The sequence below is a fragment of the Hymenobacter coccineus genome, assembly GCF_001816125.1.
Taxonomy (GTDB): Bacteria; Bacteroidota; Bacteroidia; order Cytophagales; family Hymenobacteraceae; genus Hymenobacter; species Hymenobacter coccineus.
The window spans coordinates 1-22,494 of the sequence record NZ_MDZA01000438.1; the positions used below are offsets into that span (position 1 = coordinate 1).

Below are 22,494 nucleotides of genomic sequence, written 5' to 3' on the forward strand. Positions count from 1 at the left end.
GGCCCCGGGGGCCCTTGCCCCGACCGGCGGCAGGCCCCTGCGCCCGCAGGCCCAGGGGCCCCAGCGTCAGCAGCAGGGCCCCGCACGCTAGGGCCCCCAGCGTGTTCCTGGCTGATTTCTGCATCATGCTCATGACTTGCTGCCCTCTCCTTTATCACCGGCCTTGATGGGCGAACCGTCGGGCGCGGTGGTCAGGGTAGGGGGGAAGCCGTTGAGCTGCCGCCAGATTTCGTACCACACGGGCACGGTGTCCAGAATCACCCAGCCGTACACGCCCGAGCCCAGGCGCAGCTGCGCCGGCCAGGGCTGGTCGCCGGCCTGGGTTTGCACGGGGCGCACCAGCAGCCGGTAGCGGCCGTTGGTGCTGCTCACCACGTCAATCACCGACACGGTGCCGCCGAACGTGCCCACCGCCACCGACGGCCAGCCCGAGAACTGAATGGCCGGCCAGCCGTCAAATTGCAGCCGCACCAGCCGGCCCCGCTGGATGAGCGGCACGTCCATGGCGCGCACGTACATCTCGGCAGCCAGCACCGGGGCCTCGGGCTGGAGCGTGGCAATGGACTCGCCCTCCTTAATGGTTTCGCCGATGCCCGCCTTGAGGGTGCGCACCAGGTAGCCGGTTTGCGGGGCCCGCACAATGTAGAGGCCCCGGCGCACGGCCACGTTGCTGATCTTGTTGCGCAGCGCCGCTACCTCGCCCTCCGAGCTGGCCTGGCTCGACACGGCCGAGCTGCGGTCGGACTCGGTTTTGGCCAGGTTCTCCTGGTACTTGGCCTGAATTTCGGCCAGCGCGATGATGCTGTTGTCCAGGGATTGCCGGCTGCTGCCCAGCTTGTTGCGCTGCGACACCACCTTGGCCAAGTCGTTTTGCAGGTTCAGGCGGCGGGCCTCGATGTCCGTCAGCGAAAACAAGCCGTCCTGGTAACCGGCCTCGTAGCGGGCCAGCCGGTTCTGGGCAATGCGGTAGGCGTTGGTGATGGCCACCAGGTCGGCGCTATCCATCGACACCGTGTTGCGGGCCTGCTGCACGCGGTTGCGGGCGGCGGCCAGGCCCACCACCAAGCTGGTTTGCAGAGCCACAATCTGGCGGCTGGCGGCCGCGATGCGGGCCCCGTTGGCGGCCACGTTGCCGCGCTTGGCGGCCAGCTGCTCACCCAGGCGCTCGGGCAGGTTGGGGTCGAAATACTCGTCCTTGATTTCGGAGAGCGTGAGCAGGGTGTCGCCGCGGCGCACGAGCTGGCCCTCGCGCACGGCCCAGTGCTCGATGCGGCCGGCAATGGCGTTCTGGATGTTCTGGGGCCGGTCTTGGGGCGTGAGGGCCGTGAGGGTGCCGCTGCCCTCAATGGTCTGGCGCCAGGGCAAAAACAGGATGATGATGAGCGCCAGCACCGCCACAATCATGACGCGGCCCAGCCGGCGGCCGCCTTCGGGGTTGAGCAGCTGGGGGCGGGCCAGGCGGGGGGCGTCTTCCCACACCTCCCGGTCCACGTTTTGGTTGGATAGGTTAAGCATGGGCGGGGCGGTTGTCTACAAGGGGCAAGTCCGTCACGGCGGCCAGCTTCTCCACGCCGGTCAGGCTGTCGAAGATGGTGCTCATCCCGGTCATCAGTTTTTCAATCGAGCCGCTGATTTGCACAATCAGCACCTCGGCGGCCACGAACTGGCCCAGCGTCATCTGGCGCGACACCACGAACAGCGTGCCCGCCACCAGCAGGCCCCCGGTGAGCAGGGCCCGCAGCGCCACGGCGTAGGTGAAGTACCGCTTCAATACCCGGAAATGGCCGTTGCGGGCCTTCAGGTATGCGGCCGTCAGTTCGTCGGTACGTTCCAGCGCCGCCCGCTGCCGCGCCGCATCGTGGCGGTAGGCGGGCAGGTCGCCGGCCACCTGCTCCAGCAGGGCCACCACCTCGTACTTGTAGGCCGATTCCTCGATGCTGGTGCGCAGGGCCCGGCGGTAGTTCATGGCATAAATCAGCACCAGCAGCAGGATGGTGAGCAGGCCAAAGGCGATGAACACCGGGTGGTAAAACGCCAGCACAATCACGCCGAACAGCACCTGAAACCCCGCAAACATCAAGTCAATCAGGATCTTGGTGAGGCTTTTCTGGATGGTCAGGATGTCAAAAAAACGGTTCATCAGCTCCGGCGGGTCGGTGCCTTCCAGGGCTGCGGGCTGGATGCGCGGCAGGCGCCAGGCAAACTCGATGGCGGCCTTGGCAAACAGGCGCTGCTCGATGGCCTCCACCAGCGTCATCTGCCCGATAACCAGCACGCCGCCCAGCACCACGCCCAGAAACACGACGCCAATCAGGATGTACGTGGACGAGAACACGGCCCCCGTCGATACTAAGTTGAATACCGCCTGGGTGCCCAGCGGCAGCGTCAGGCTGATGAGGCCGGTGAGAACGGCGTAGAAAATGATGTAGTTGATCGTTTGCCGCTCCGTGTCCAGCATGCGCGTCAGGCGCTGCCAGGCAGTGGGCGGGGGAAGGTTAGCGGAATGAGAAGCCATGCAGAGAAAAAGCCGGCGGCGCCAGCGGGGGATTTAACAGGCTACAAATTTCGGGCTTCGCCTACTGGCGCGGTATTAAATAAGGATTAAATCGACATTAATTGCAATTAAAAACGACAAACTAAAAATTTGATTATCAAATTTTTAGTTTGTCGTTTTCGGTATTTATCGCCACTGTATAAACGGCCCTGGAAGGGCAGACCAGCAAGCCGTTGTGCACCGCCAGCCTTCGCGCAACGCCGCCGAATTGGGGCCCCCAGCAGCTGTGCTTTCAGGGTCCTAAACGGTTATTTCCCCACCACTTTGTAGAGCATGCCTTTAGTCAGGCGGTCGGTGGTTTTCATGCCGTTGAGAATGGCCAGCTCCTCGTAGCGGCCGCTGGCGATGCCGTTGGCGGCCAGGGCGGCGGCGAGCGTGGTGGTGCCGGTGGCGGTTTTGATGTGGATTTTCTCGGGCTGGCGGTTCAGCTTGCTGGCCTCGGTGAGGCGGCCGTAGCCCTTGGCCACGGCGTCGAACTGCGGCGCGTAGGTGGCAAACGAGGCGGCCGCCGCCAGGCCGATGAAGGCATAGACCGACTTGCCATCTTGCAGCAAGTAGGCGCGCACGTGGGCCCCGGCCCCTTCCTGGGTGGCGGCCTGGTCGCCCTCCACCACCGCGGCCGGGAAGCCGTTGAGCGTGGTGTTCTGGGCCTGGGCCCCGGTGAGGCCCAGCTGCTTCACCAGCGCCTGCGAAGCCGCGTCGAGCGTGCCGGTGCCGGCCCCCAGGAAGGCCAGCAAAGCCTTGCCGTTGGGTTCGGCCATCTGGAATTGCTCGGGCGAGTTCTGGGTTTTCCAGCCGCTGGGCACCGGGAAGCGGAACTTCAGGTCGGGGTGGTAAAACACGCTGTTCTCCACAAAGCCCTGGCGCGGGTCTTCGCCAAACGGCAGGCCCTCGATGGCGCGCAGGTACTGGTCGCGGTTCACCAGAAAGGTGCTGCGGCCGGCACTTTGCTTGGCCTGGGTGGCCAAGGCCTTCACGCGGGTGTAGCGGTCGGCCGAGTTGGGGTGAGTGGAGAGGAAGTCGGGCGTAGAGGCGCCGCTCTTCTCCTCGGTGCGTTGCAGGGTTTGGAAGAAATCGGCCATGTAGCTGGCGTCGTAGCCAATTTTGGTCGAGTACTTCACGCCCAAGCCGTCGGCTTCGTTCTCGTCGCCGCGGCTATACTTCAGCATCCACAGCCCCACGCCCTGCTGCACCGCACCCCCGATGGACTGCATGACCCGGGGGGCCGCAATCTGGCCCAGCAGCATGCCGATGCCGGCAATGGTGTTGTTGCGCTTCTGCTTTTTGCCGTGCTGGGCGGTGATGTGGCCCAGCTCGTGGCCCAGCACGCCGGTAAATTGGGCTTCGTTGTTGAAATACGCCATGATGCCGCGCGTGAAGTACACGTGGCCTTCGGGCGTGGCAAAGGCGTTAATCACCGGCGAATCGACGATGGTGAAACCGTAGTCGCCGGGGCGGTCTGAAATGGCCTCCATCTGCTGGCCCTTGGCGTCGATGAGCTTTTGCAGGGCGGGGTTGTTGTAGAGGCCAAACTGGGCAATAACGGCCGGGTCGGGCTTGTTGCCTTGCAGCGGGTGGGCGGTGGCGGCGGTGGGCAAGCCGGGGGTGGAAGGGGCGGCGCTGGCCAGCGGCAGGAGGACGGCCAGGGCCCCGGCGCGGAGAAAAGTAAGGTTCATATGCGGATGTAAAACGGATAGCATTAGCGCGGCCGTAGCGGCGTTGCTCCCCACAACGTGCCAAAGTAGTGCCAGGGTTGCGCCGCCTTCACGAAGTCCACATCCGGCGGGCGCAGCGCAGCGCGTAAATTTGCCACGTTCCGCTTTTTTGCCCTGCCCCATGACGCCCTTCCGTTCCCTAGCCGCCGGCCTGCCGGCCGCGCTGCTGCTCATTGCCTGCGGCCGCCAGCCCCAGGCCGCCAACCCCAGCCGCTTCGCCGCCACGCCGCCCACCATCGACGGCCTGAGCACCGACTGGGGCCCCGACTCGCTGCGCTACGACGCCGACAGCAAGCTCCAGTACGCGGTGCTCAACGACCAGCGGGCGGTGTACGTGCGCCTGAAAGTAGCGGACCCCATGACGCAGGGGCGGTTGCTGGTGCAGGGCTTCACGGTGTGGCTCGACAGCACGGGGCAGAACCAGCAGCAGTTTGGCGTGCGCTACAAGCTGCACCCCGAGCCCGTGGCCAAGCCCGAGCTCGACGCCAACGGCCAGCCCGTGGCCGCCGCCCCCATGAGCCTCAAAGACCGCCGCGCCCGCCTGGCCCAGGCCCTGGCCGACGTGCACGACATGGAGCTGCTCAACTACAAAGGCAGCAAGGAGCCCACCTACACCGACACCCAATCGCCGCTCGGCGTGAAGCTCGGCCTGGCCCTCGATGCGCAGGACAACATCGTGTACGAGCTGGCCGTGCCCCTGCGCCTGCTCTACCGCAAGGTGCCCAGCCTGGCCAGCGGCCAGCGCGCCAAGGTGGGCGTCACGGTGCTCAGCAACCGCATGGCCATGCCCAGCGGCACCAACAGCAGCGGCATGAGCGTGGTGGGCGCCGACGGCATGAACAGCGGCTACGGCGGCATGGGCGGCCGCGGCGGCTACGGCGGCCGGGGCATGGGCGGCGGCCGCATGCCCGGGGGCTACATGGGGCCCCAGCCCCTCACCCTCAAGGTAAACGCCCAGCTCAGCGGGCAGTAGGGCAGGGTGTTGGGGCCCCGGGCGTGGGGCCCCAGCTACTACCTAGCGTTGGCGTCAGTGGCCTGGTAGCCGATGAGCAGGTCGGTGCGGGTGCCCGGTGGGCGGTAATACACCAGCAGGTCGTACTGGTTTTCGGTTTCGTAGTGGCTGCCTTCGAAGTAGGTTTCGTCGGCCGTGCCGTCGGGGCGGGCCACGGCGTAGCTGTAGTTGTAGTAGCCCTGCTTGAGTAGCGCGTGGCCGGTGTACACGTGGGCAGCTTCGTCGTAGATGAGGCGGTAGGCGTCCTTCAACTGCCAGTCGGTGAGGGCCCCCAGCACGTACACGGGGCCCGGGGCAGGCTGGTCGGCGCGGAGTTGGAAGGTCACGTCGGCGTAGTCGGCGTTGGTGGCGCCGTTGCCGTACTCGCGGCTCTCGAACACGCGGCGGCCGTTGGCGTCGATGTACTGGAAGTAGCCCAGGTCGGCGCGGGTGGTTTCGGGCACTAGGGCCACGGCCGTGGGGCGGGCGCGCAGGTCGAGGTGCAGCACGTTCTGGCCCACGGTTTGGATGGAGCGCGTGTCGAAGTAGCGGTACTCGCTCAGGCCCGGAAACGTATTTTCGTAGTTGAAGTACTGGTAATCAAGCCGGCGCTCGGCGTCGCGCACGAAGGTGGGGCGCAGGCCGTAGTGGGCGTTGTCCCAGCGGTAGTTCTGGCGCAGCACCACCTGCACTTCGGCGGCGGGGTTCACCAACTCCACGCCGCCGTAGCTGATGGCGAAGTTGAGCTGCTGGAGCGTGAAGCGCTGGTTGCCGCCCGGCGCCAGGCCCAGCGCCAGGTTCACTGCCACCTGGTTTTCGTACACCAGCAGCCGGCGCGAGAGCAGTGGGGCCCCCGCCCCGTCCTGCACCACCCACAGGTAGTTGCCGCTCAGCTTCAGGGCCGGGGCCCGCAGCGCGTAGTGGAAGTACGGCACCTTCCCGCCGATGCCAATCTTGTAGTCGGTAATCAGAAACTCGTTGATGTCGGTCAGAAACTGGTTGTCAATCAGCGTCGAAGGCTGCCAGTTGGCGTCGCAGTACACCAGCCGGGCCAGCAGGCGCGGGGCTTGGTCGCCGAGCACGTCAAACTCCAGCGCCAGCGACTGGCTCTGGCCCAACGGCACCACCGGCGGCTGAAAAACGGCCGTGTTGGCACCCGTGGCTACGTAGCACTGCACGCTCTGCACGAAGTCCGAGTACGTTGCGTCGGCGTAGCGCAGCTTGGGCGCCGCTGGGGCCCCCGCGCTGGCCCGGTTCACGGTGGTGGGGGCCGTGGAGGTAGAAGTGATGGGAGTGCCCAGTGGCACGCAGGCCGCGGCAAGGAGCAGGAACGGATAGGGCAGGAGGCGCATGGGGCGAAAGTACGGCCGGGTGCAAGATGCAGGGCCCCCAGCGGCCCCGGCCCGCCGCCCACGAAGCGCAGGCGCCGCGGCAGTCCGCTGGGGGCCCTGTCGTGCAGCTCCGTTATCGGCAGCCGGTACCGATATTCGCACGGTCCCGTGCCCCGCCTTGCATAAGCGGCGGCTCAGAAAGTATAATTGAACGTCATGCTCATCTGGCGTCCGCGCAGCCGAAGCATCTCTACTGCGGCAGCAATCATGATTAGTTACGCGGGAGAGATGCTTCAGCTGCGCGGACGCCAGATGAGCATGACGTACTTATCAATTTCGACACCTTCCTAAATAGTTTCAGCATTACCGCCATGCACAACAACATTCTCGGGTTCGGTTTATTCATTTCGCTGGCCTTCAGCGCGTGCGTTCCCAAACTGGTTGCCGTAGCCAATAAAACGGACGAGCAAATAAAAACAACTTACCAAGTAACGAAAGACGTGGCTTATGGAACCGATAAGGAGCAAACCATGGACATCTACCTTTCCGGGGAAGCGAAAAAGTTAAATAGTAAAAACTTCACCGTTATTTTTCTGCACGGCGGCGGCTATTACATCAGCGACAAGTCCAAAGAAGAAAGATACATTCGGCCCTATTTAAAAAAGGGAATGAATATCGTCAACCTGAATTACCGAATTAAAAGGGGCGTGCCCGTAGCGACGGAAGACTTAACCAACGCCTTGAATTACCTAGTAACGCAGCGCGAAAAGTATCCACTAAACTTAGATCGGGTAATTCTCACGGGCTTTTCGGCGGGCGCGCACATTGCGAGTATGGTGGCGGTGACGGCAAACGACCCGGCGTACCCCAATAAATTAGCGCCCGGAATTAAAATTGCCGGCGTAATAAACTTCTCGGGGCCCGTCGATGGCCTGGACGTGGTAGAGCACGTTTTTATGAATAACGAGGTGCCCATCATGAAAGAGATTGGCATGGCCCTGTTCCCGGCCACCACGGATTACGCGCCCAAAGAACTCGTGGCGAAATACGAACCGATCAATTATTTCGATAAAAACGATCCGCCGTTTTTTGTGTGGCACGGCGGCAAAGACGACCAGGTTCCGGCCAGCACCTTTGAAAAATTCGTGGTTCTGCTGGAAAAAGACCCCAACAAAAACACGGTGCTTTTCCTGCCCGAAGGCCTGCACAGCCCCAGCACAAGCGAGCTAGCCAGTGCCTACGAAAAGATATTCGTGTTCCTGGACAAGCTGTAAACACCAAAAAAACCTACCCATTATGGAGCTGAAAATAAACCGCCTGCAACACATTGGCCTGCCCATCACCGACATCGAAGCATCCCAGGCCTTCTACGAAAAGCTCGGTTTCCACCGCGCCATGAACGCTACCTTCGACCACGAGGGGGCCCCGGGCCAAGTGTCGATGATGCAGCGCGGCGACATCACCCTCGAACTCTACCAAATGCCCGAGCCCGAACTCAGCCGCGTCAAGCAGCGCCGCGACGGCCGCATCGACCACGTGGCCTTCGACGTGGACGACATCGACGCTACCTACGCCCTGCTGAAAAGCGAAGGCTTCGCTATCATTGAAGACCAGCCCGTTTTCCTGAACTTCTGGGCCCGCGGCTGCAAGTTCTTCAACCTGCTGGGGCCCGACGGCGAGCGGCTGGAGTTTTGCCAGATTCTGTGAGGCGGGGGGACGGACTATGCCACCATTAAAACGACCGGGCCCCTATACACGTAACCCAATGCACTCGTATTGACTTTCTTACGGGAAGACTGGAGACGCGAGTAGTAAGGTGCATTAATTATATTAATTGGGCTTGCTTGCTGTACTTTTTCACACTTAAAAGATGTATTGCCGTAGATTATGCAAGCTGCAGATTGTGGCAATATAAATGTTAACGGCAAGGCGAAAACTATGAAAGAATATGATATTGTTATGTCTTTTGCTGGCGAGGACAGAAAAGTTGCTGAAGAATTGGCTTCAAGATTAGTATCGAAAGGTATTAACGTTTTTTATGACGAATACGAAAAAGCTAATCTTTGGGGAAAAGATCTATATACTCACCTAATTAAAATATATAGAGATGATTCGAAATACTATTTGATGATTCTATCAGAATCATACGCTAAAAAGCAATGGACTAATCACGAACGTAAAGCTGCTCAATCTAGGGCATTTGCTGAAAATCAAGAGTATATTCTTCCACTACGTCTTGATGAAACCGAAATAGAAGGAGTTTTGAATACTACTGGATATATTGACTACAAAAAAACTGATATTGAAGAGATTATTGATTTAATAACAAAAAAAATATATAAATATAATAAAGATAATAATATTAGCTACAGTATAACCTACCTTGAAGAAGTATTTGCTAAACAGTACATTGATGCGAATGGGGTTCCACTTAAAGACAAAGATTTTACTACTCAATGCCCAACATGTCAAATAAAGCAGAACTTGTCTGATTCAGTAGTGTCTTTAGATAATGACGATACAATTTATACTTGTAAAAATGGTTGCCAACCGTTAGTTATCATAAGTCGTCCTGGTATTGTTGCTTGGCCTGGTCGCGGGTATAAACTAGGAAATCATGTTGTTCGAAATGCTCAAGATCTTTTGATAAAAGCGAATAGTACGGGAGCTGCCCTTTCACTTCTGGCATCAAAGGCTGCTTTAATGAAAAAGAAACCCAACAGCTAATGATGAATTTGTAAAATTGTGGTAGGAGAAATAATTATTTAATTAAAATTAATTATTCGCTATCGTAGTTGATTAAAATAGATCTTTTTAAATACTGTAACCTCATAAGCATATTAGTTTTTTTACTGAAAAAGCCTCCCCCGAAGCAATGGCTCCGAGAGAGGCTTTCAACTTTAATAGCTACCCGTAATTACATCTCCGCCAGCATTTCCCAGCGGTCGTTCATGCGTCCCAGTTCCTTCTTCACCTGCTCGAATTTCACCGTGGCGTCTTTGAGCATCGCGGTGTTTTGGTAGATTTTGGGGTCGGCCAGCTCCTTTTCGTAGCCGGCTAATTCCTTTTCCAGGGTGTCGATTTTGGCTTCTACTTCGGCCAATTCTTTCAACGCCTTTTTCTGGTCGGGCGAGGCGGTTTTGGCGGGGGCAGCCTCAACCTTTTTCTCCTCCTTGGGCTGGGGCTTGGGGGCGCTGGGGCTGGGCAGGCCGGCTTTCTTGGCGGCCTTCTCGCGGTCTTCCTGCCACTGCTCGTACTCGGCGTAGGTGCCGGGGTACTCCTTCAGCTGGAAGTCCTCGATGTACCAGATTTTGGTGGCCACGTTCTCCACGAAAAACCGGTCGTGGCTGATGACGATGAACGTGCCCTGGTACTGCTCCAGGGCCTGAATCAGGATGTTCACCGACACCATGTCCAGATGGTTGGTTGGTTCGTCGAGCAGCAGGAAGTTGGCTTCCGAAATCAGGGTTTTGGCCAGGGCCACGCGGCTTTTCTCGCCGCCGCTCAGCACCTTGATTTTCTTGAATACCTGGTCGCCCGTGAACAGGAACGAGCCCAGTACCGAGCGCAGCTCCATGTCGTTGCGCTTCGAGCCGGCCTCGCTCATCTCCTGGATAATCTCGTTGTCGAGCGTCAGCGACTCCAGCTGGTGCTGGGCGAAAAACGACATAATCACGTTGTGGCCCAGCTGGTGCTTGCCCGCGGTGGGGGCCTCCGAGCCGGCCACTAGGCGCATGAGCGTCGATTTGCCCTTGCCGTTGGCGCCGATGAGCGCGATTTTGTCGCCCCGCTCGATGTGCACGTTCGTGTCGCGGAAAATTAGCTTTTCGTCGTACTTCTTCGTCACGTGCTCCATGCGCAGGATGTGCCGGCCGGGCTCCACCTTGAACTGAAACTTGATGTTGACCTTGGCCGCGTCGCTGGCCACGTCCTCAATGCGCTCCAACTTGTCCAGCGCCTTCACGCGGCTTTGGGCCTGCTTGGCCTTGCTGGCCTTGGCCTTGAAGCGCTCGATGAACCGCTCGGCGGCCCGGATCTGCGACTGCTGGTTCTCGAAAGCGCCCTTCTGGATGAGGTTGCGCTCCTCCTTTTCTTCTAAGTAATAGGAGTAGTTGCCGGCGTAGGGCACCAGCTTGCCGCCGGTCACTTCCACGGTGGTGTTGGTGGTGCGGTCGAGGAATTCGCGGTCGTGGCTGACGATGATGACGGCGCCCTCGTAGTCGGCCAGGTAGTTCTCAATCCACTTGATGCTGGGCAGGTCCAAGTGGTTGGTGGGTTCGTCGAGCAGCAGCAGCGAAGGCTGCTGGAGCAGGATTTTGGCTAGCATCACGCGCATGCGCCAGCCGCCCGAAAACGACTTCAGTGGCTTGGGCAGCTCCTCGGTGCCGAAGCCCAGGCCCTCCAATATTTCCTCGGCGCGCGACTGCATGGTGTAGCCGCCCAGGGCCTCAAACCGCTCCTGCAAGGCGGCCAGCTTCTCCACCAAATCGTCGGTGTAGTCGGTTTCAAACTTCACCAGAATCGCCTCAATCTCGTCCTGTAAGCGCAGTGCCTCCTCGAAGGCCTGCATGGCCACGTGCAGGATGCTCTCGTGCGTGTCGTAGCTCAGCAGGTCCTGGTTGAGAAAGCCCAGGCTCACTTCCTTGCTCATCGAAATGCTGCCGCCGTCGGCCTTGTACTCGCCCACCAGCAGCCGCAGCAGCGTGGATTTGCCCGTGCCGTTGAGGCCGATGAGGCCAATTTTGTCTTTGGGCTTGATGTGCAGGCTAGCGTTGTCGTACAGCGTACGGGAGCCGAAGTGAAAGTCGAGGTCGGAAATGGAAATCATCGGGTGCGGCGTATTGAAGGGCAAAGGTACGGCACGCGGGGCCCGGCCGGTGCCGCGCCGGGGCCCCGGCCGCACAACCGCGCCCCGCGCCGGGGCGTATGGCAACCCAGTTACCGTTGCATTCATTCCCGATTCATGCCCGTTCGCTCGTCCCTTTTTGCTCCATTTAGGGCCCCGGCCCGCCGCCTGGCCCCGCTGGCCGGCCTACTGGCTTTGGCCGCCTGCTCCAAAAACGACATTCCGATTGCCCCGCCCGAAGCCCCCGAAACGGTGGTCGTCACCAAGGCCGCCCTCTACCCCGAGGGCTTGCAGTACGACGCCGCCGGCAGCCGCTTTCTGGTGAGCTCCGAAACGGCGGGCACCGTGGGCGCCGTGACGGACAACGGTACCTACACCGAATTCGCCACCGACGCCGCCCTGGTTTCGAGCGTCGGCCTGTACCTCGACGGCAGCCGGAACCGCCTGCTGGTGGCCGTGTCGGACCCCGGCTACAACACCGCTCGCAGCACCCCGGCTACGCTGCGCAAGCTGGCGCGCCTGGCCATCTTCAACCGCGACAATGGCCAGCTGGTGCGCGCCGTGGACCTGGGGGCCCTGTTGCCCACCCTCAACCACTTTGCCAACGACATTGCCGTGGACGCCCAGGGCAACGCCTACGTGACCGATAGCTTCGCGCCCATCATCTACAAGGTGGACCTGCAAGGCAATGCCACGGTGCTGCTCAACAACCCCCAGTTCGTGGCCCCGGCCGGCACGTTCGGCCTCAACGGCATTGTGTACCACCCCGATGGCTACCTGCTGGTGGCCAGGTCCGACGTGGGGGCCCTGTTCAAAATACCGCTCAGCGACCCGACGGCTTTCACCCGCGTGACGACCACCGGCCTGGACCTGACCGGGGCCGACGGCCTGCGCCTGCAAGACAACAACACGCTGCAAGTGAGCACCAACGCCCAGGCCAAGGTGCAGCGCCTCACCACCACCGACGGCTGGGGCGCCGCCGCGCTCGGCGGTACCTTCGCCACGCCGCCGCAATACCCTACTACTTTAGCGGCCCGCGCCGGCACCGACGGCTACGTGCTCTACTCCAACCTCAACGCGCTGCAAGCCAACCAGCAGCCGCCGGTGAGCCAGTTCACCATCGCCCGGCTGCGGTTCCAGTAAGCAAGTAGGGCCCCGGGCCCCTGGTTATCGTTCGCTTTTCTGCCCGCTGCAATGCTCGCCATCACGTCCATGCTGCACCCGCGCAATGCCCAGCGGGTCAACAAAATCATTGCCAAGCTCGAAGCCAAATTTGGCCTGAAGGCCGTGCAGGCCACGCCCGCGCCGCACTTTACGTTCATGCTGGCGGGGGTGCGCAGCATCGACACGCTGCGCACCTCGCTGGCCGAAGTGGCGGCCACCACGCCGCCGTTTTCGGCCTACACCACCGGCATCGGCATCTTCCCGGGGCCCAAACCGGTGATTTACATCCCCGTGCTGCGTTCGTTCGACCTGAACCACCTCCACCAGCGGGTGCTCGACGTGACGCAGCCACTTTGCAAGGGCACCGACCGCTTCAACTCGCCCTCGCGCTGGCTGCCGCACCTCTCGCTGGCCCTGCACGACACCACACCCGAAACCCTGGGCCCTGTGCTGCATTTCCTGAACGAGAGCACCTACAACATGCGCCTGAACATCAACAACATCGGCATCATGCAGAAGAAGGGCAGCCTATTCAAGTGCGTGGAAAAGCTTGAGCTGACCGGCCGGGACTGATTGCCTGAATTAAAAATCGAGCATTTAGAATCAAAAACGGGGTGGTCCGGCGACTTTTTCAGTCGTCGGGCCACTCTTACGATGGCCCAGAACCGCTGTTTTCTTAGCAAGAGTGGCCCGACGAAGCCCTGCGGGCAATTCGCCGGACCACCCCGTTTTAGGCCAGTACCAAGGCAACCCTCAGCCGCTACGGGGCCCCCACGGCGGGTGGGCGGGCGCTGTTCCACTGGCAGAGCTGCTCCAGGATGGGCAGCAACCCCAACCCGTGCGCGCTGAGGCGGTACTCGACGCGGGGCGGCAGCTCGGCAAAGGCTTCGCGGATGACGATGCCGTCTTCTTCCAGCTCCTTGAGCTGCTCGGTGAGCACCTTGCGCGAAATCAAGTTGACGGTGTGCGCCAGCTGCCCAAAGCGCACCCGCTTCGCCCCAATTGTGAAAATGAGGATGGGTTTCCACTTGCCGCCCACCACGCCCATGGCGCGGGTCATGGAGCAGGAGGAGGTGCAAAAGGCGTGGTCTTTCATGGCGGTGGCGGGCAAAAGTAAGGGACGGGGGTGTTGGTTACGAACAGGTAACTACTTTCTGGGGGAATTACCTGCCTATTGGTTACCAAAAGAGACTTTCATTAGTTCCTTTGTGAAACCAATTTAAAACACCTCATTATCTCCATGGAAAATTCTCAAAAACTCGCCGGTAAAGTAGCGCTCGTCACGGGCGGCACGACGGGCATCGGCCTGGCCACGGCGCAGCGCTTTGTGGCCGAAGGAGCCTACGTCTTCATCACCGGCCGGCGGCAGGCCGAGCTGGACGCGGCCTTGCAGCTGCTGGGCCCCAGTGCGTTCGGCGTGCGCGGCGACGTGAGCAACCTCGCCGACCTCGACCATCTCTTTGCCGTTATCAAAGAACAGAAAGGGCACCTCGACGTGGTGTTTGCCAACGCGGGCATCGCCGAGTTTCTGCCCCTGGAGGCGGTGACGGAAGCGCACTACGACAAGCAGTTCGACATCAACGTGAAGGGCACCGTCTTCACGGTGCAGAAGGCGCTGCCCCTGCTGCCCGACGGCGCCGCCATCATCGTGATGGCCTCCATCGTGGCCTCGAAGGGCACGGAGAGCAGCAGCATCTACAGCGCTACCAAGGCCGCCATCCGCTCGCTGGCCCGCACCTGGACCACCGACCTCCGGGCGCGCCGCATCCGGGTGAACGCCATCAGCCCCGGGCCCATCGAAACGCCCGGCCTCAACAACGTGGCCGGCACGCCCGAGCAGGCCAAGCAGTTCAAGGCGCAGATGGTGACCGGTGTGCCGATGGGCCGCCTCGGCGAGGCCGACGAAATTGCCAAAGCCGTGGTGTTTCTGGCCTCCGACGACAGCAGCTACGTAACCGGCGTCGAGCTATTCGTCGACGGCGGCATGGCGCAGGTCTGAGTCGGCCCGCCACGCAAAAAGCCCGCGTTTCTTACCAAAGAAACGCGGGCTTTTTGCGGGCTGCCAACGCATGGTTAAACCGTCAGCGGTTCCAGCTCGGTTTTCTGGTCGAGGCTCTGCCAGAGGTATTTGCAGGCCAGGGTGCGGTAGGGGCGCCAGGCTTCGGCCAGGGCCACCATCTCTTTTTGCAGGGCCCGGCCGGTGGTTTCGAGGCCGTAGTGGCGGCGCATGGCGTTCTGGATGCCCAGGTCGCCTTCGGCAAACACGTCGGGCTGGTCGAGGGCGAACATTTGCAGCATCTGGGCCGTCCAGCGCCCCACGCCTTTAATAGCAGTCAGGTGCTGGGTGAAAGCCTCCTCCGAGAGGCTGGTGAGGTGCTCGTAGTCGAGCAGGCCGCGCTCGTTGTACGCGGCAATGGCGTGGAGGTACCCGGCTTTCTGGCGCGAGAGGCCCACCTGGCGCAAGTCGTCCTCGCTCATTTCCAGCAAGATGCGCGGCTCGGGGTAGCCCTCGGGCCGAAACAGCGCCGTGAACCGCCCCCAGATGGCCGCCGCCGCCTTGGTGGAAATCTGCTGGCTGACGATGGCCCGCAGCAGGGCCAGGTACAGGTCTTCGTGGGCACGGGGCGCAATGGCGGGGCCCTGGGCAATGAGGGCGGCCAGCACCGCATCGGCGGCGCTGAGGTGCTGGAGGGCGGCGGTTTGGGACATGGTTAGGGGCCTGTAATTGGCTGGCTAGATAAGAAGCGGTCATGCTGAGCGCAGCCGAAGCATCTCTCCCGCTGAGTAACCAAGTACTGCCGCGGGAGAGATGCTTCGGCTGCGTTCAGCATGACAGTTTAGGGCCCTGGGCAAACCCCAGGGCCCCAAAATTGCTCCCGGGCTTAGGACAAATCGCGCGGGTCGGTGGGCAGGGAGATGATTTCCAGTACCTCGCCCGTTTCGCTCAGGCGCACGCCGGTGAGGGCCTGCCCGCGGTAGGCCCCCGTGTCGATGTACAGCGCCTGGGCGGCGGGGTCGAAGCGGGGGTGGCCGTCGGCGGTGGGGGTGTGGCCCACCACTTGCAGCTTGCCCAGGTTTAGGAGGGGGCCCCGGCGCCAGAGCGAGCCGTCGGAGTTGCTGGGGTCGAAGGGGAAGGCCGTGTCGGCCCGGCCGGCGTGCGAAATCAGCAGATGATTGCTCTCCCAGAAGTAGGGCCGCTCGGCCAGCCAGGCCGTGTGGGGCCCCAGCCAGGCCGGGTGCTGGGTCTGGTACTGGTGCAGGGTGTCGCGCCCGCCCCAGCTCAGCCACTCGGGCAGCGCCCCGGTGGGCCCCAGGTGCTGGGCCATGCCCCAATCGTGGTTGCCCATGATGAAAACAGCGTTTTCCGGGTCGTGCTGCTGGAGCTGGCGGGCCAGCTCCACTACGCCGGGGCTGTCGGTGCCGCGGTCCACCAGGTCGCCCACCTGCACGAGGCGCTCGGTGGCCGGCCGCCAGTGCCGCAGCAGGGCGCTGAACGTGTGGAAGCACCCGTGCACATCGCCAATGACAAATAAATTCATGCGGGTTTCTAACGGCAAAAAAGAAAAAACGACCGGGCCCCGCGCTCAGTGGCCCGTTCAAACAGGGCGGAAACTTGTCATTCCGACGAAGGAGGAATCTGAGGACGCTCCTTCACCGGTCTTTCCAGATTCCTCCTTCGTCGGAATGACAACGTTCTATCCAGATAGCCCTTTAGTGGTCGGCCGGGGCCGGGTCCTTGCTCAGCCCCAGCCGCCGCACCAGCGGCTCGATGGTGAGGCCCTGGCCCACGATGCTGAACACCACCACCACGTAGGTGAGGCCCACCAGCAGCTCGCGCGGCAGGGCGGCGGGCAGGCTCAGGGCCAGCGCCACCGAGAGGCCCCCGCGCAGCCCCCCCCCAGACCAGCACCGGAAAGCTGCCGCCGTTTTCGGGAAAGGCCGCGCCGATGCTCAGCACGCGCAGCGGCACGAACACCGCCACGGCCCGCGCCGCCAGCACCACCACCACTGCCGCCAGCCCGGCCAGCAGCGTGGGCGTGCTGATGTGCAGCACCAGCGCCTCCAGGCCCATCAGCACGAACAGCAGCGCGTTCAGTACCTCGTCGAGCAGCTCCCAAAACTTGTCCACGTAGTCCTGCGACGCATCCGAGAGCACGTCGCGGGTGCGGCTGAGGTGGCCCACCAGCAGGCCGGCCATCACCATGGCCAGGGGCCCCGAGGTGTGTAGGGCCGTGGCCAAGGCCGTGCCGCCGGCCACCAGCCCAAGGGTAATGAGCACCTCCGTTTGGTAGTGGTTGATGCTGCGCAGCAGCCAGGCCCCGCCCAGGCCCAGGGCCGTGCCCAGCACCAGCCCGCCCAGGGCCTCCTGGGCAAACAGGGCCAGGGCGTGGCCCGCCGAGAAGTCCTGGGGCCCCACGGTGGCCACCTCCAGCGTCACCACGAACAGCACCAGCCCCACGCCGTCGTTGAACAGCGACTCGCCCACAATCTTCGTTTCCAGGCCTTTATCAATGTTGGCCTTGGTAAGGATGCTGAGCACCGCCACGGGGTCGGTAGGCGAAATGAGGGCCCCGAACACCAGGCAGTAGATGAACGGCGTGGGCAGCCCAAACCACGGCAGCAGCACGTACATGGCTCCGCTCACCACGCCCGCGCTCAGGAGCGTGCCCAGCGTGGCCATCAGGCCCACCGGCCCGCGCAGGGCCCCCAGCCGGCGCGTGTCCACGTGCAGCGACCCGGCAAAGAGCAAAAAGCCCAGCATCACCTGCACCACCAGGGTGCTGAAATCGAGCTTTTCCACCACCCGCGCCAGGCGCAGCACTGGCGCGTAGTGCAGCTGCGCCAGCCCCACCAGCGCCAGCGAGGCCGCCAGCCCCAGCACCATCAGCCCGATGGCCGGCGGCATCCGCAGAAAGCGCTGGTTGAGGTAGGCAAAGGCCGCCGCCGTGGTCAGCAGCAGGGCTAAGGCGTTGTAAAGTTCCATTCGGTGAGTTGGTGAAGGGGTGATTTGGCGAGTTGGTGGGTTCGTGCAGGAGTGGTTGATGAAGGACGCAATTGCCGAGGCCTTTGTCCCTTCACCGATTCACTCATTCACCAATTCACTCATTCACCAATTCACTCATTGCCAGCGCCGCTTCCACCCGGGCCAGGCCGGCGTCGTCCACGTCGAGGTGCGTGACGAAGCGCACCCACTGGGGCCCAAACTCGCTGGCCTTGATGCCTTGGGCCGCCAGGTGGGCCAGGAAGGCGGCGGTGGGCAGTGTCTCGTGCAGGCGGAAGATGACGAGGTTGGTTTCCGGGGCCAGCACCTCGGCCACGTAGGGCTGGCGGGCCAGGGCCCCGGCGAGGCGGGCGGCCCGGGCGTGGTCGTCGGCCAGGCGGGCCACGTTGTTTTCCAGCGCATACAGGCCCGCGGCGGCCAGGTAGCCGGCCTGCCGCCACCCGCCACCGAAGGCTTTGCGCAGCCGCTTGCACTTCTGGATGAAGGCTGCCGAGCCCAGCAGCACCGAGCCCACCGGGGCCCCCAGGCCCTTGCTCAGGCACACCGAAATGGAGTCGAACAGCTGGCCGTAGTCCTCGGTGCGCTGGCCGGTGGCCACGGTGGCGTTGAAGATGCGGGCCCCGTCGAGGTGCAGCGGCAGCTGGTGGCGGCGCGCCACCTCGGCAATGGCCACCAGCTCGGGCCAGGCGTAGCAGCTGCCGCCGCCGCGGTTGTGGGTATTCTCCAGGCAGATAAGGCGCGTGGTGGGGTAGTGGATGTTGGCGGGCCGGATGGCCGCCTCCACCTGCGCGGCCGTGACGCGGCCCCGCTCGCCGGGCAGCAGCGCCACGCTGGCCCCCGAGTGAAAGGCGATGCCGCCCACTTCCCACAGGTACACGTGGGCCGTTTGCTCGCAGATAACTTCGCTCAGCGGCTCGGTGTGGGCCTTGATGGCCAGCTGGTTGGTCATGGTGCCCGAGGGGCAGAACAGGCCGGCCTCCAGGCCGAAGCGGGCGGCGGTGGCAGCTTCGAGGCGCGCCACGGTGGGGTCTTCCTCGTACACGTCGTCGCCCACGGGGGCCCCAAACATGGCCGCCAGCATGGCCGGCGTGGGGCGCGTTACGGTGTCGGAGCGCAGATCGACGAGGGGTAGGGCAGGGGCGGGCATGGCGGGAGCAGCGGGAAAAAACGGGGCATTGGGCCAGGGGCGGCCCGCTGCAAAAGTAGCCCGTGGGGCCCCGGGGTGGGCCCAAAACCCGTTAAATGCCTCCTCGTTTTTACTTTCCGAATTAAAACCGTACTTTTGCCCTCCATTTCCTAAGCAATAAGACCTTAACCGCCCGGCACCATGTCCGTTACCCGCCTCAAGCGCAAGCACCGCAAAAACATTGCCCGCGCCAATAACAAGCAGCGTATCATCAAAAACCTGCTCCGTACCCCCGTGCTGAAAAACGTGGACCTGGACGAGCTGAAGAGCCGCTTCGCCACGCCGGAAGCTGCTGCCCCGGCCGCTGAGGCCCCCAAAGCCGCCAAAGAGGACAAGGCCGCTCCAGCTGCTGAATCTGACAAAAGCGAGTCGCTGGTGGACAAAGCCAAGCACGCCGTGAGCGACGTCGTGGATGCCGTATCGCACTCGGCCGTGGTAGAAAAGGCCAAGGAAGTGGTAGATAACGTGGTAGACACCGTGAAGCACGCCGTGGGCGCCGACGCTCCCGCTGCTGAAGCTCCGGCTGCCGACAAAACCGCTGAGAACGCCGCCGATTTCGACAGTGCCGACGCCGTGACCAAGCCCGTGAACGCCGATGGCCAGGAAGGCACGCACCCCAAGCCCGAAATCTCCCTGTAAGGCGCCAAGCCAAGCAGCTGCCCTAGTTGAAAAGCGCCTTCCCCACGCGGGGAAGGCGCTTTTTGCGTTTTAACATTTCGCGATTTAGCACGTTATGCTGACCGTAGCATGCCCCCAAGCTAAAGCTGATTAGTTGCGCGGGAAAGATGCTTCACTGTGTTCAGCACGACGTATGAGGGCGGCGCTTGGGGCCCCTGCCGGGCCCAAGCCTCCGCCCGCGCTACTCCAGGGCCCCGCGCTTGCCCAGCTCCACGGCTTGCAGGTCCACCACTTTGCCGGCCGCGATGCCGAAGCGCAGCAGCGTGCGCACCTGGTGGAAGCCGTGGCGGCCGGCCGCGCCGGGGTTGAGGTGCAGCAGGCCGCGGCCTTTATCGGGCACCACGCGCAGGATGTGCGAGTGGCCGGTCACGAATAGGCCGGGCCGGGCCGCGTCGAGCAGGGGGCGGGCCGCCGGGGCGTAGTGGCCCGGGTAGCCGCCGATGTGGGTGATGAGCACGCGCAGGCCCTCGACCACAAAATCCTGCACCAAGGGCTCGGTGCGGCGCACGTCGGCCCCGTCGATGTTGCCGTACACGCCCCGGAACACCGGCGCCAGGGCCGCCAGGGCCCCCACCACGGCGGCGGTGCCGAAGTCGCCGGCGTGCCAAATCTCGTCGCAGCCGCGCAGGTGGTGCGCGATGCGCTCATCGAAATAGCCGTGGGTGTCGGAGAGCAGGCCGATGCGTTTCATGCGGCAAAGATGGGGCCCGGCTTATCCAAAGCGGCGCGGGCCCGTATCTTGCGGGGCGGGCCCTGCGGGGCCCGGTGGCCCATCCATTCCCCGACCTTTGCTCCGATGAATCTCTTCATCAACGATATTCCGCTGGTTATCAAGAAACTAAGCGAGAAAGTGTACAAACATAAGTACGACCTGGTGCTGGGCCCCGAACAGGAGTTCACGTCGAAAGACCTGGTGGGCGACGTGCTGGTGCGCGACGCCACGGCCGCGTTCCTCGACCGCCTGCTGCGGCTGATGGAGGTGAAAAAGCTCAAAAAGCTGACCTCCCTCACCATGCTGGTGCGCAAGAAGGGCATGCTCATCCAGCACCTGAAGGACCAGTTCAAGATTGCCAAAGCCGCGGGCGGCCTGGTGGTTAAGGACGGCCAGGTGCTGATGATTTACCGCCTCGGCAAGTGGGATTTGCCCAAGGGCAAGCTCAAAAGCGACGAAGACACCGTGCTGGGGGCCCTGCGCGAGGTGGAGGAGGAAACCAACATCAAGCTGGCCATTGGCGAGGAGCTGCCCAGCACCTGGCACAGCTACGCCTACAAGGGCAACAAGATGCTGAAGAAAACCAGCTGGTACGTAATGCAGTGCCTCGACGACTCGGTGATGAAGCCCCAGGCCGAGGAATACATCGAGGAAGTGCGCTGGATGACGCCCCAGGAGGCCCTGGCCAAGCTCGATAATTCCTACGCCTCCATCGCCCTCGTGGTGCGCCACTACCTGGGTAAGGCCAACGGCGGCAAGTCGGCGAAGGAGGCCGCTACTGCCGGGAAATAGGTGTATCTTAGAGCCATGGGCCAATCAGCCAGGTTTTTGCCTTTGCTCTTGCTGGCGGCTGCGGCGCAGCTGGCCTGCTCGCGGGCCCGCGAGCACGAAGACAGCCCCGCCGCCCGCACGCTGGTGCCGCCCGCCCGCACGGCGGCGGCCCCGGCCGTGAACGTGGCGGCCGTGGTGGGCCGCTCCATCGACGAGGTGCGCCGGCAGCTGGGGCCCGCCCGGGCCCTGCCCACCGGCTTCCAGGACCCCGTGCGGCAAGCCGGGACCGACTCGACGCTGGCCTTCCAGCCGCGCGGCCTGGTGGTGGTGGCCAGCTACGACGCCCGCACCCGCCAGGTGCTCGACCTGCTGGTGCTGGGCAACGACGAAGACGCCCTCATGCGCCGCGCCGGCCTGATGGCCGGGGCCCCCACCTATTTAGTATTGCCCGTGTTTGCCCTCAACCGCAGCACCCAGCTGGTGGGCCTGCGCATCGTGCCCCGCGGGTAGGGAGCTTTTTGCTGTTAAAAAGGTGGGGCGGGCGGCAGCGGGAAGGGCACAAAGTCGCGCACGTCGCCGCCGTAGCGGTGAATGTCGCGGATGATGGTGCTGCTGATGGCCGCCAGTGGCGGGGCCGTAATCAGGAACACCGATTCCAGGCCGGGGTTGACGTGGCGGTTGGCCTGGGCAATGGTGTTTTCGTACTCAAAATCGGTGGTGTTGCGCAGCCCGCGCAGCAGAAACTGGGCCCCCACCTCGCGGGCGTACACCGCCGTGAGGCCCCGAAACGTGCGCACCGACACCCGCGGCTCGTTGGCAAACACGCCTTTGATGAGCTCCAGCATCTGCTCCAGCGGCAGGTAGCGCTGCTTGCTGCTATTGGTGCCGATGGCCACAATCACCTCGTCAAACAGCGCCGTGCCGCGCCGCACCACGTCGAGGTGCCCGTTGGTGAACGGGTCGAACGAACCGGGAAAAAGGGCGATGCGCGGCACAGGCGAAGGGTTAGGAGTGATAAATTGAGGCTACCGAGGAAGTCATCGGGCGGTCATGACGGCCTACTTGATTTACCTGAATCCATCGACAGATTCCGTCATCAAACCTAGACGAATTGCAGGCTGAACAGGTCGAAGTAGCGGTGCTCGAACACCTCGTTGAGGCGGTAGCTGTAGGATAGGTCGTAGGGCCGGGGGCCGAAGCGCACGTGGCGCACGTAGTTGCGCAGCAGCGTGAACAGGGCTGAATCGTGCGTGAGCTCGCCCCACACCATCAACTCGTCCTGGTCGGGGTTCAGGCCCAGCTCCTGCATCACCAGCACGGTGTAGTAGAGCACGTCTTCGGCGGTGGCGAAGGGAAACACGTTGCAATACTCCAGCTGCTGGGGCCCCAGCACCACCAGCGTCAACTCCTGGGGCCCCAGGCAGAGGTAAAGCTGGCGCGGGGCCCCGGCGTCGCGTTGGTGCGCCAGGCCCGCCAGCAGGCCGCTGGTGTGGTGCAGCAGCTGGCCGCTGGGGCCCGTGGGTGGCGGCCAGCCAGCCGGCCAG

Annotated in this window: 23 protein-coding genes; 10 read left to right on the forward strand and 13 right to left on the reverse strand. The window is 62.8% G+C overall.

The window, feature by feature from the left end; genetic code table 11:
• Nucleotides 1–129 precede the first annotated feature (129 nt).
• From BEN49_RS22810 to BEN49_RS22820, 3 genes are all read right to left on the reverse strand, one after another.
• Entirely contained in the window at nt 130–1,515 is a 1,386-nt protein-coding gene (locus BEN49_RS22810; RefSeq protein ID WP_070746944.1) for an HlyD family secretion protein, read from the reverse strand.
• Nucleotides 1,508–2,515: an ABC transporter transmembrane domain-containing protein gene (locus BEN49_RS22815; protein ID WP_070746945.1), complete on the reverse strand. Its 1,008-nt coding sequence runs from the start codon at nt 2,513–2,515 to the stop codon at nt 1,508–1,510. The genes BEN49_RS22810 and BEN49_RS22815 overlap by 8 nt, the downstream gene beginning before the upstream one ends.
• Nucleotides 2,516–2,802: 287 nt before the next feature.
• Nucleotides 2,803–4,230, reverse strand: a complete 1,428-nt coding sequence (locus tag BEN49_RS22820) for a M48 family metalloprotease (protein WP_070746947.1) — start codon at nt 4,228–4,230, stop codon at nt 2,803–2,805.
• Nucleotides 4,231–4,390: 160 nt separating this feature from the next.
• Between BEN49_RS22820 and BEN49_RS22825 the strand changes: the two genes are divergently transcribed.
• The gene (locus BEN49_RS22825; protein ID WP_070746949.1) at nt 4,391–5,242 is read left to right on the forward strand and encodes a hypothetical protein; all 852 of its coding nucleotides are present in this window, start codon (nt 4,391–4,393) and stop codon (nt 5,240–5,242) included.
• A gap of 38 nt (nt 5,243–5,280) precedes the next feature.
• On the opposite strand, the gene BEN49_RS22830 is transcribed toward BEN49_RS22825, so the two are convergent.
• The gene (locus BEN49_RS22830; RefSeq protein WP_070746951.1) at nt 5,281–6,612 is read right to left on the reverse strand and encodes a type IX secretion system plug protein; all 1,332 of its coding nucleotides are present in this window, start codon (nt 6,610–6,612) and stop codon (nt 5,281–5,283) included.
• Between the two features lie 350 nt (nt 6,613–6,962).
• On the opposite strand from BEN49_RS22830, the gene BEN49_RS22835 reads away from it, so the two are divergent.
• The 3 genes from BEN49_RS22835 to BEN49_RS26115 all read left to right on the forward strand — a co-directional run bounded on the left by BEN49_RS22835 (nt 6,963) and on the right by BEN49_RS26115 (nt 9,318).
• Entirely contained in the window at nt 6,963–7,865 is a 903-nt protein-coding gene (locus tag BEN49_RS22835; protein WP_070746953.1) for an alpha/beta hydrolase, read from the forward strand.
• 22 nt (nt 7,866–7,887) lie between these two features.
• The gene (locus BEN49_RS22840; RefSeq protein ID WP_070746955.1) at nt 7,888–8,298 is read left to right on the forward strand and encodes a VOC family protein; all 411 of its coding nucleotides are present in this window, start codon (nt 7,888–7,890) and stop codon (nt 8,296–8,298) included.
• Between the two features lie 180 nt (nt 8,299–8,478).
• Nucleotides 8,479–9,318 (forward strand): toll/interleukin-1 receptor domain-containing protein, encoded by an 840-nt coding sequence (locus BEN49_RS26115; RefSeq protein WP_204376188.1) that lies wholly within the window; start codon nt 8,479–8,481, stop codon nt 9,316–9,318.
• Between the two features lie 190 nt (nt 9,319–9,508).
• Here BEN49_RS26115 and abc-f read toward each other — a convergent pair whose 3' ends face one another.
• On the reverse strand, nt 9,509–11,419 hold the full coding sequence (gene abc-f, locus BEN49_RS22845) for a ribosomal protection-like ABC-F family protein (protein ID WP_070746957.1): 1,911 nt from the start codon (nt 11,417–11,419) through the stop codon (nt 9,509–9,511).
• A 135-nt stretch (nt 11,420–11,554) separates the two neighbouring features.
• Between abc-f and BEN49_RS22850 the strand changes: the two genes are divergently transcribed.
• Together BEN49_RS22850 and BEN49_RS22855 are read left to right on the forward strand one after the other, a co-directional pair.
• Nucleotides 11,555–12,580 carry an SMP-30/gluconolactonase/LRE family protein gene (locus BEN49_RS22850; protein WP_070746960.1) on the forward strand — a complete coding sequence of 342 codons (1,026 nt, stop codon included), beginning with the start codon at nt 11,555–11,557 and terminating at the stop codon, nt 12,578–12,580.
• Nucleotides 12,581–12,631: 51 nt separating this feature from the next.
• Nucleotides 12,632–13,174, forward strand: a complete 543-nt coding sequence (locus BEN49_RS22855; protein ID WP_070746962.1) for a 2'-5' RNA ligase family protein — start codon at nt 12,632–12,634, stop codon at nt 13,172–13,174.
• 187 nt (nt 13,175–13,361) lie between these two features.
• Here BEN49_RS22855 and BEN49_RS22860 read toward each other — a convergent pair whose 3' ends face one another.
• A complete protein-coding gene (locus BEN49_RS22860; protein ID WP_204376189.1) occupies nt 13,362–13,697 on the reverse strand; it encodes a winged helix-turn-helix transcriptional regulator in 336 nt (111 codons plus the stop codon).
• 144 nt (nt 13,698–13,841) lie between these two features.
• On the opposite strand from BEN49_RS22860, the gene BEN49_RS22865 reads away from it, so the two are divergent.
• Nucleotides 13,842–14,600: a glucose 1-dehydrogenase gene (locus BEN49_RS22865; protein WP_070746964.1), complete on the forward strand. Its 759-nt coding sequence runs from the start codon at nt 13,842–13,844 to the stop codon at nt 14,598–14,600.
• 74 nt (nt 14,601–14,674) lie between these two features.
• Here BEN49_RS22865 and BEN49_RS22870 read toward each other — a convergent pair whose 3' ends face one another.
• The 4 genes from BEN49_RS22870 to BEN49_RS22885 all read right to left on the reverse strand — a co-directional run bounded on the left by BEN49_RS22870 (nt 14,675) and on the right by BEN49_RS22885 (nt 18,750).
• The gene (locus BEN49_RS22870) at nt 14,675–15,310 is read right to left on the reverse strand and encodes a DNA-3-methyladenine glycosylase family protein (protein ID WP_070746966.1); all 636 of its coding nucleotides are present in this window, start codon (nt 15,308–15,310) and stop codon (nt 14,675–14,677) included.
• Nucleotides 15,311–15,483: 173 nt separating this feature from the next.
• Nucleotides 15,484–16,140, reverse strand: coding sequence for a metallophosphoesterase (locus BEN49_RS22875; RefSeq protein WP_070746969.1), 657 nt, complete (start codon nt 16,138–16,140; stop codon nt 15,484–15,486).
• A 77-nt stretch (nt 16,141–16,217) separates the two neighbouring features.
• Nucleotides 16,218–17,585 (reverse strand): cation:proton antiporter, encoded by a 1,368-nt coding sequence (locus BEN49_RS22880; RefSeq protein ID WP_204376190.1) that lies wholly within the window; start codon nt 17,583–17,585, stop codon nt 16,218–16,220.
• 115 nt (nt 17,586–17,700) lie between these two features.
• Nucleotides 17,701–18,750: a threonine aldolase family protein gene (locus BEN49_RS22885; RefSeq protein WP_070746971.1), complete on the reverse strand. Its 1,050-nt coding sequence runs from the start codon at nt 18,748–18,750 to the stop codon at nt 17,701–17,703.
• Between the two features lie 180 nt (nt 18,751–18,930).
• Between BEN49_RS22885 and BEN49_RS22890 the strand changes: the two genes are divergently transcribed.
• Entirely contained in the window at nt 18,931–19,428 is a 498-nt protein-coding gene (locus BEN49_RS22890; RefSeq protein ID WP_070746973.1) for a hypothetical protein, read from the forward strand.
• A gap of 220 nt (nt 19,429–19,648) precedes the next feature.
• On the opposite strand, the gene BEN49_RS22895 is transcribed toward BEN49_RS22890, so the two are convergent.
• The gene (locus tag BEN49_RS22895; RefSeq protein ID WP_070746976.1) at nt 19,649–20,158 is read right to left on the reverse strand and encodes a metallophosphoesterase family protein; all 510 of its coding nucleotides are present in this window, start codon (nt 20,156–20,158) and stop codon (nt 19,649–19,651) included.
• 105 nt (nt 20,159–20,263) lie between these two features.
• On the opposite strand from BEN49_RS22895, the gene BEN49_RS22900 reads away from it, so the two are divergent.
• A complete protein-coding gene (locus BEN49_RS22900) occupies nt 20,264–20,971 on the forward strand; it encodes an NUDIX hydrolase (protein WP_070746978.1) in 708 nt (235 codons plus the stop codon).
• A gap of 36 nt (nt 20,972–21,007) precedes the next feature.
• Nucleotides 21,008–21,460: a hypothetical protein gene (locus BEN49_RS22905; protein ID WP_125917158.1), complete on the forward strand. Its 453-nt coding sequence runs from the start codon at nt 21,008–21,010 to the stop codon at nt 21,458–21,460.
• Nucleotides 21,461–21,474: 14 nt separating this feature from the next.
• On the opposite strand, the gene coaD is transcribed toward BEN49_RS22905, so the two are convergent.
• On the reverse strand, nt 21,475–21,945 hold the full coding sequence (coaD, locus tag BEN49_RS22910) for a pantetheine-phosphate adenylyltransferase (protein ID WP_070746982.1): 471 nt from the start codon (nt 21,943–21,945) through the stop codon (nt 21,475–21,477).
• A gap of 107 nt (nt 21,946–22,052) precedes the next feature.
• Nucleotides 22,053–22,494: DUF3822 family protein (locus BEN49_RS22915; RefSeq protein WP_125917160.1), on the reverse strand; the 442-nt coding region annotated here is incomplete at its 5' end.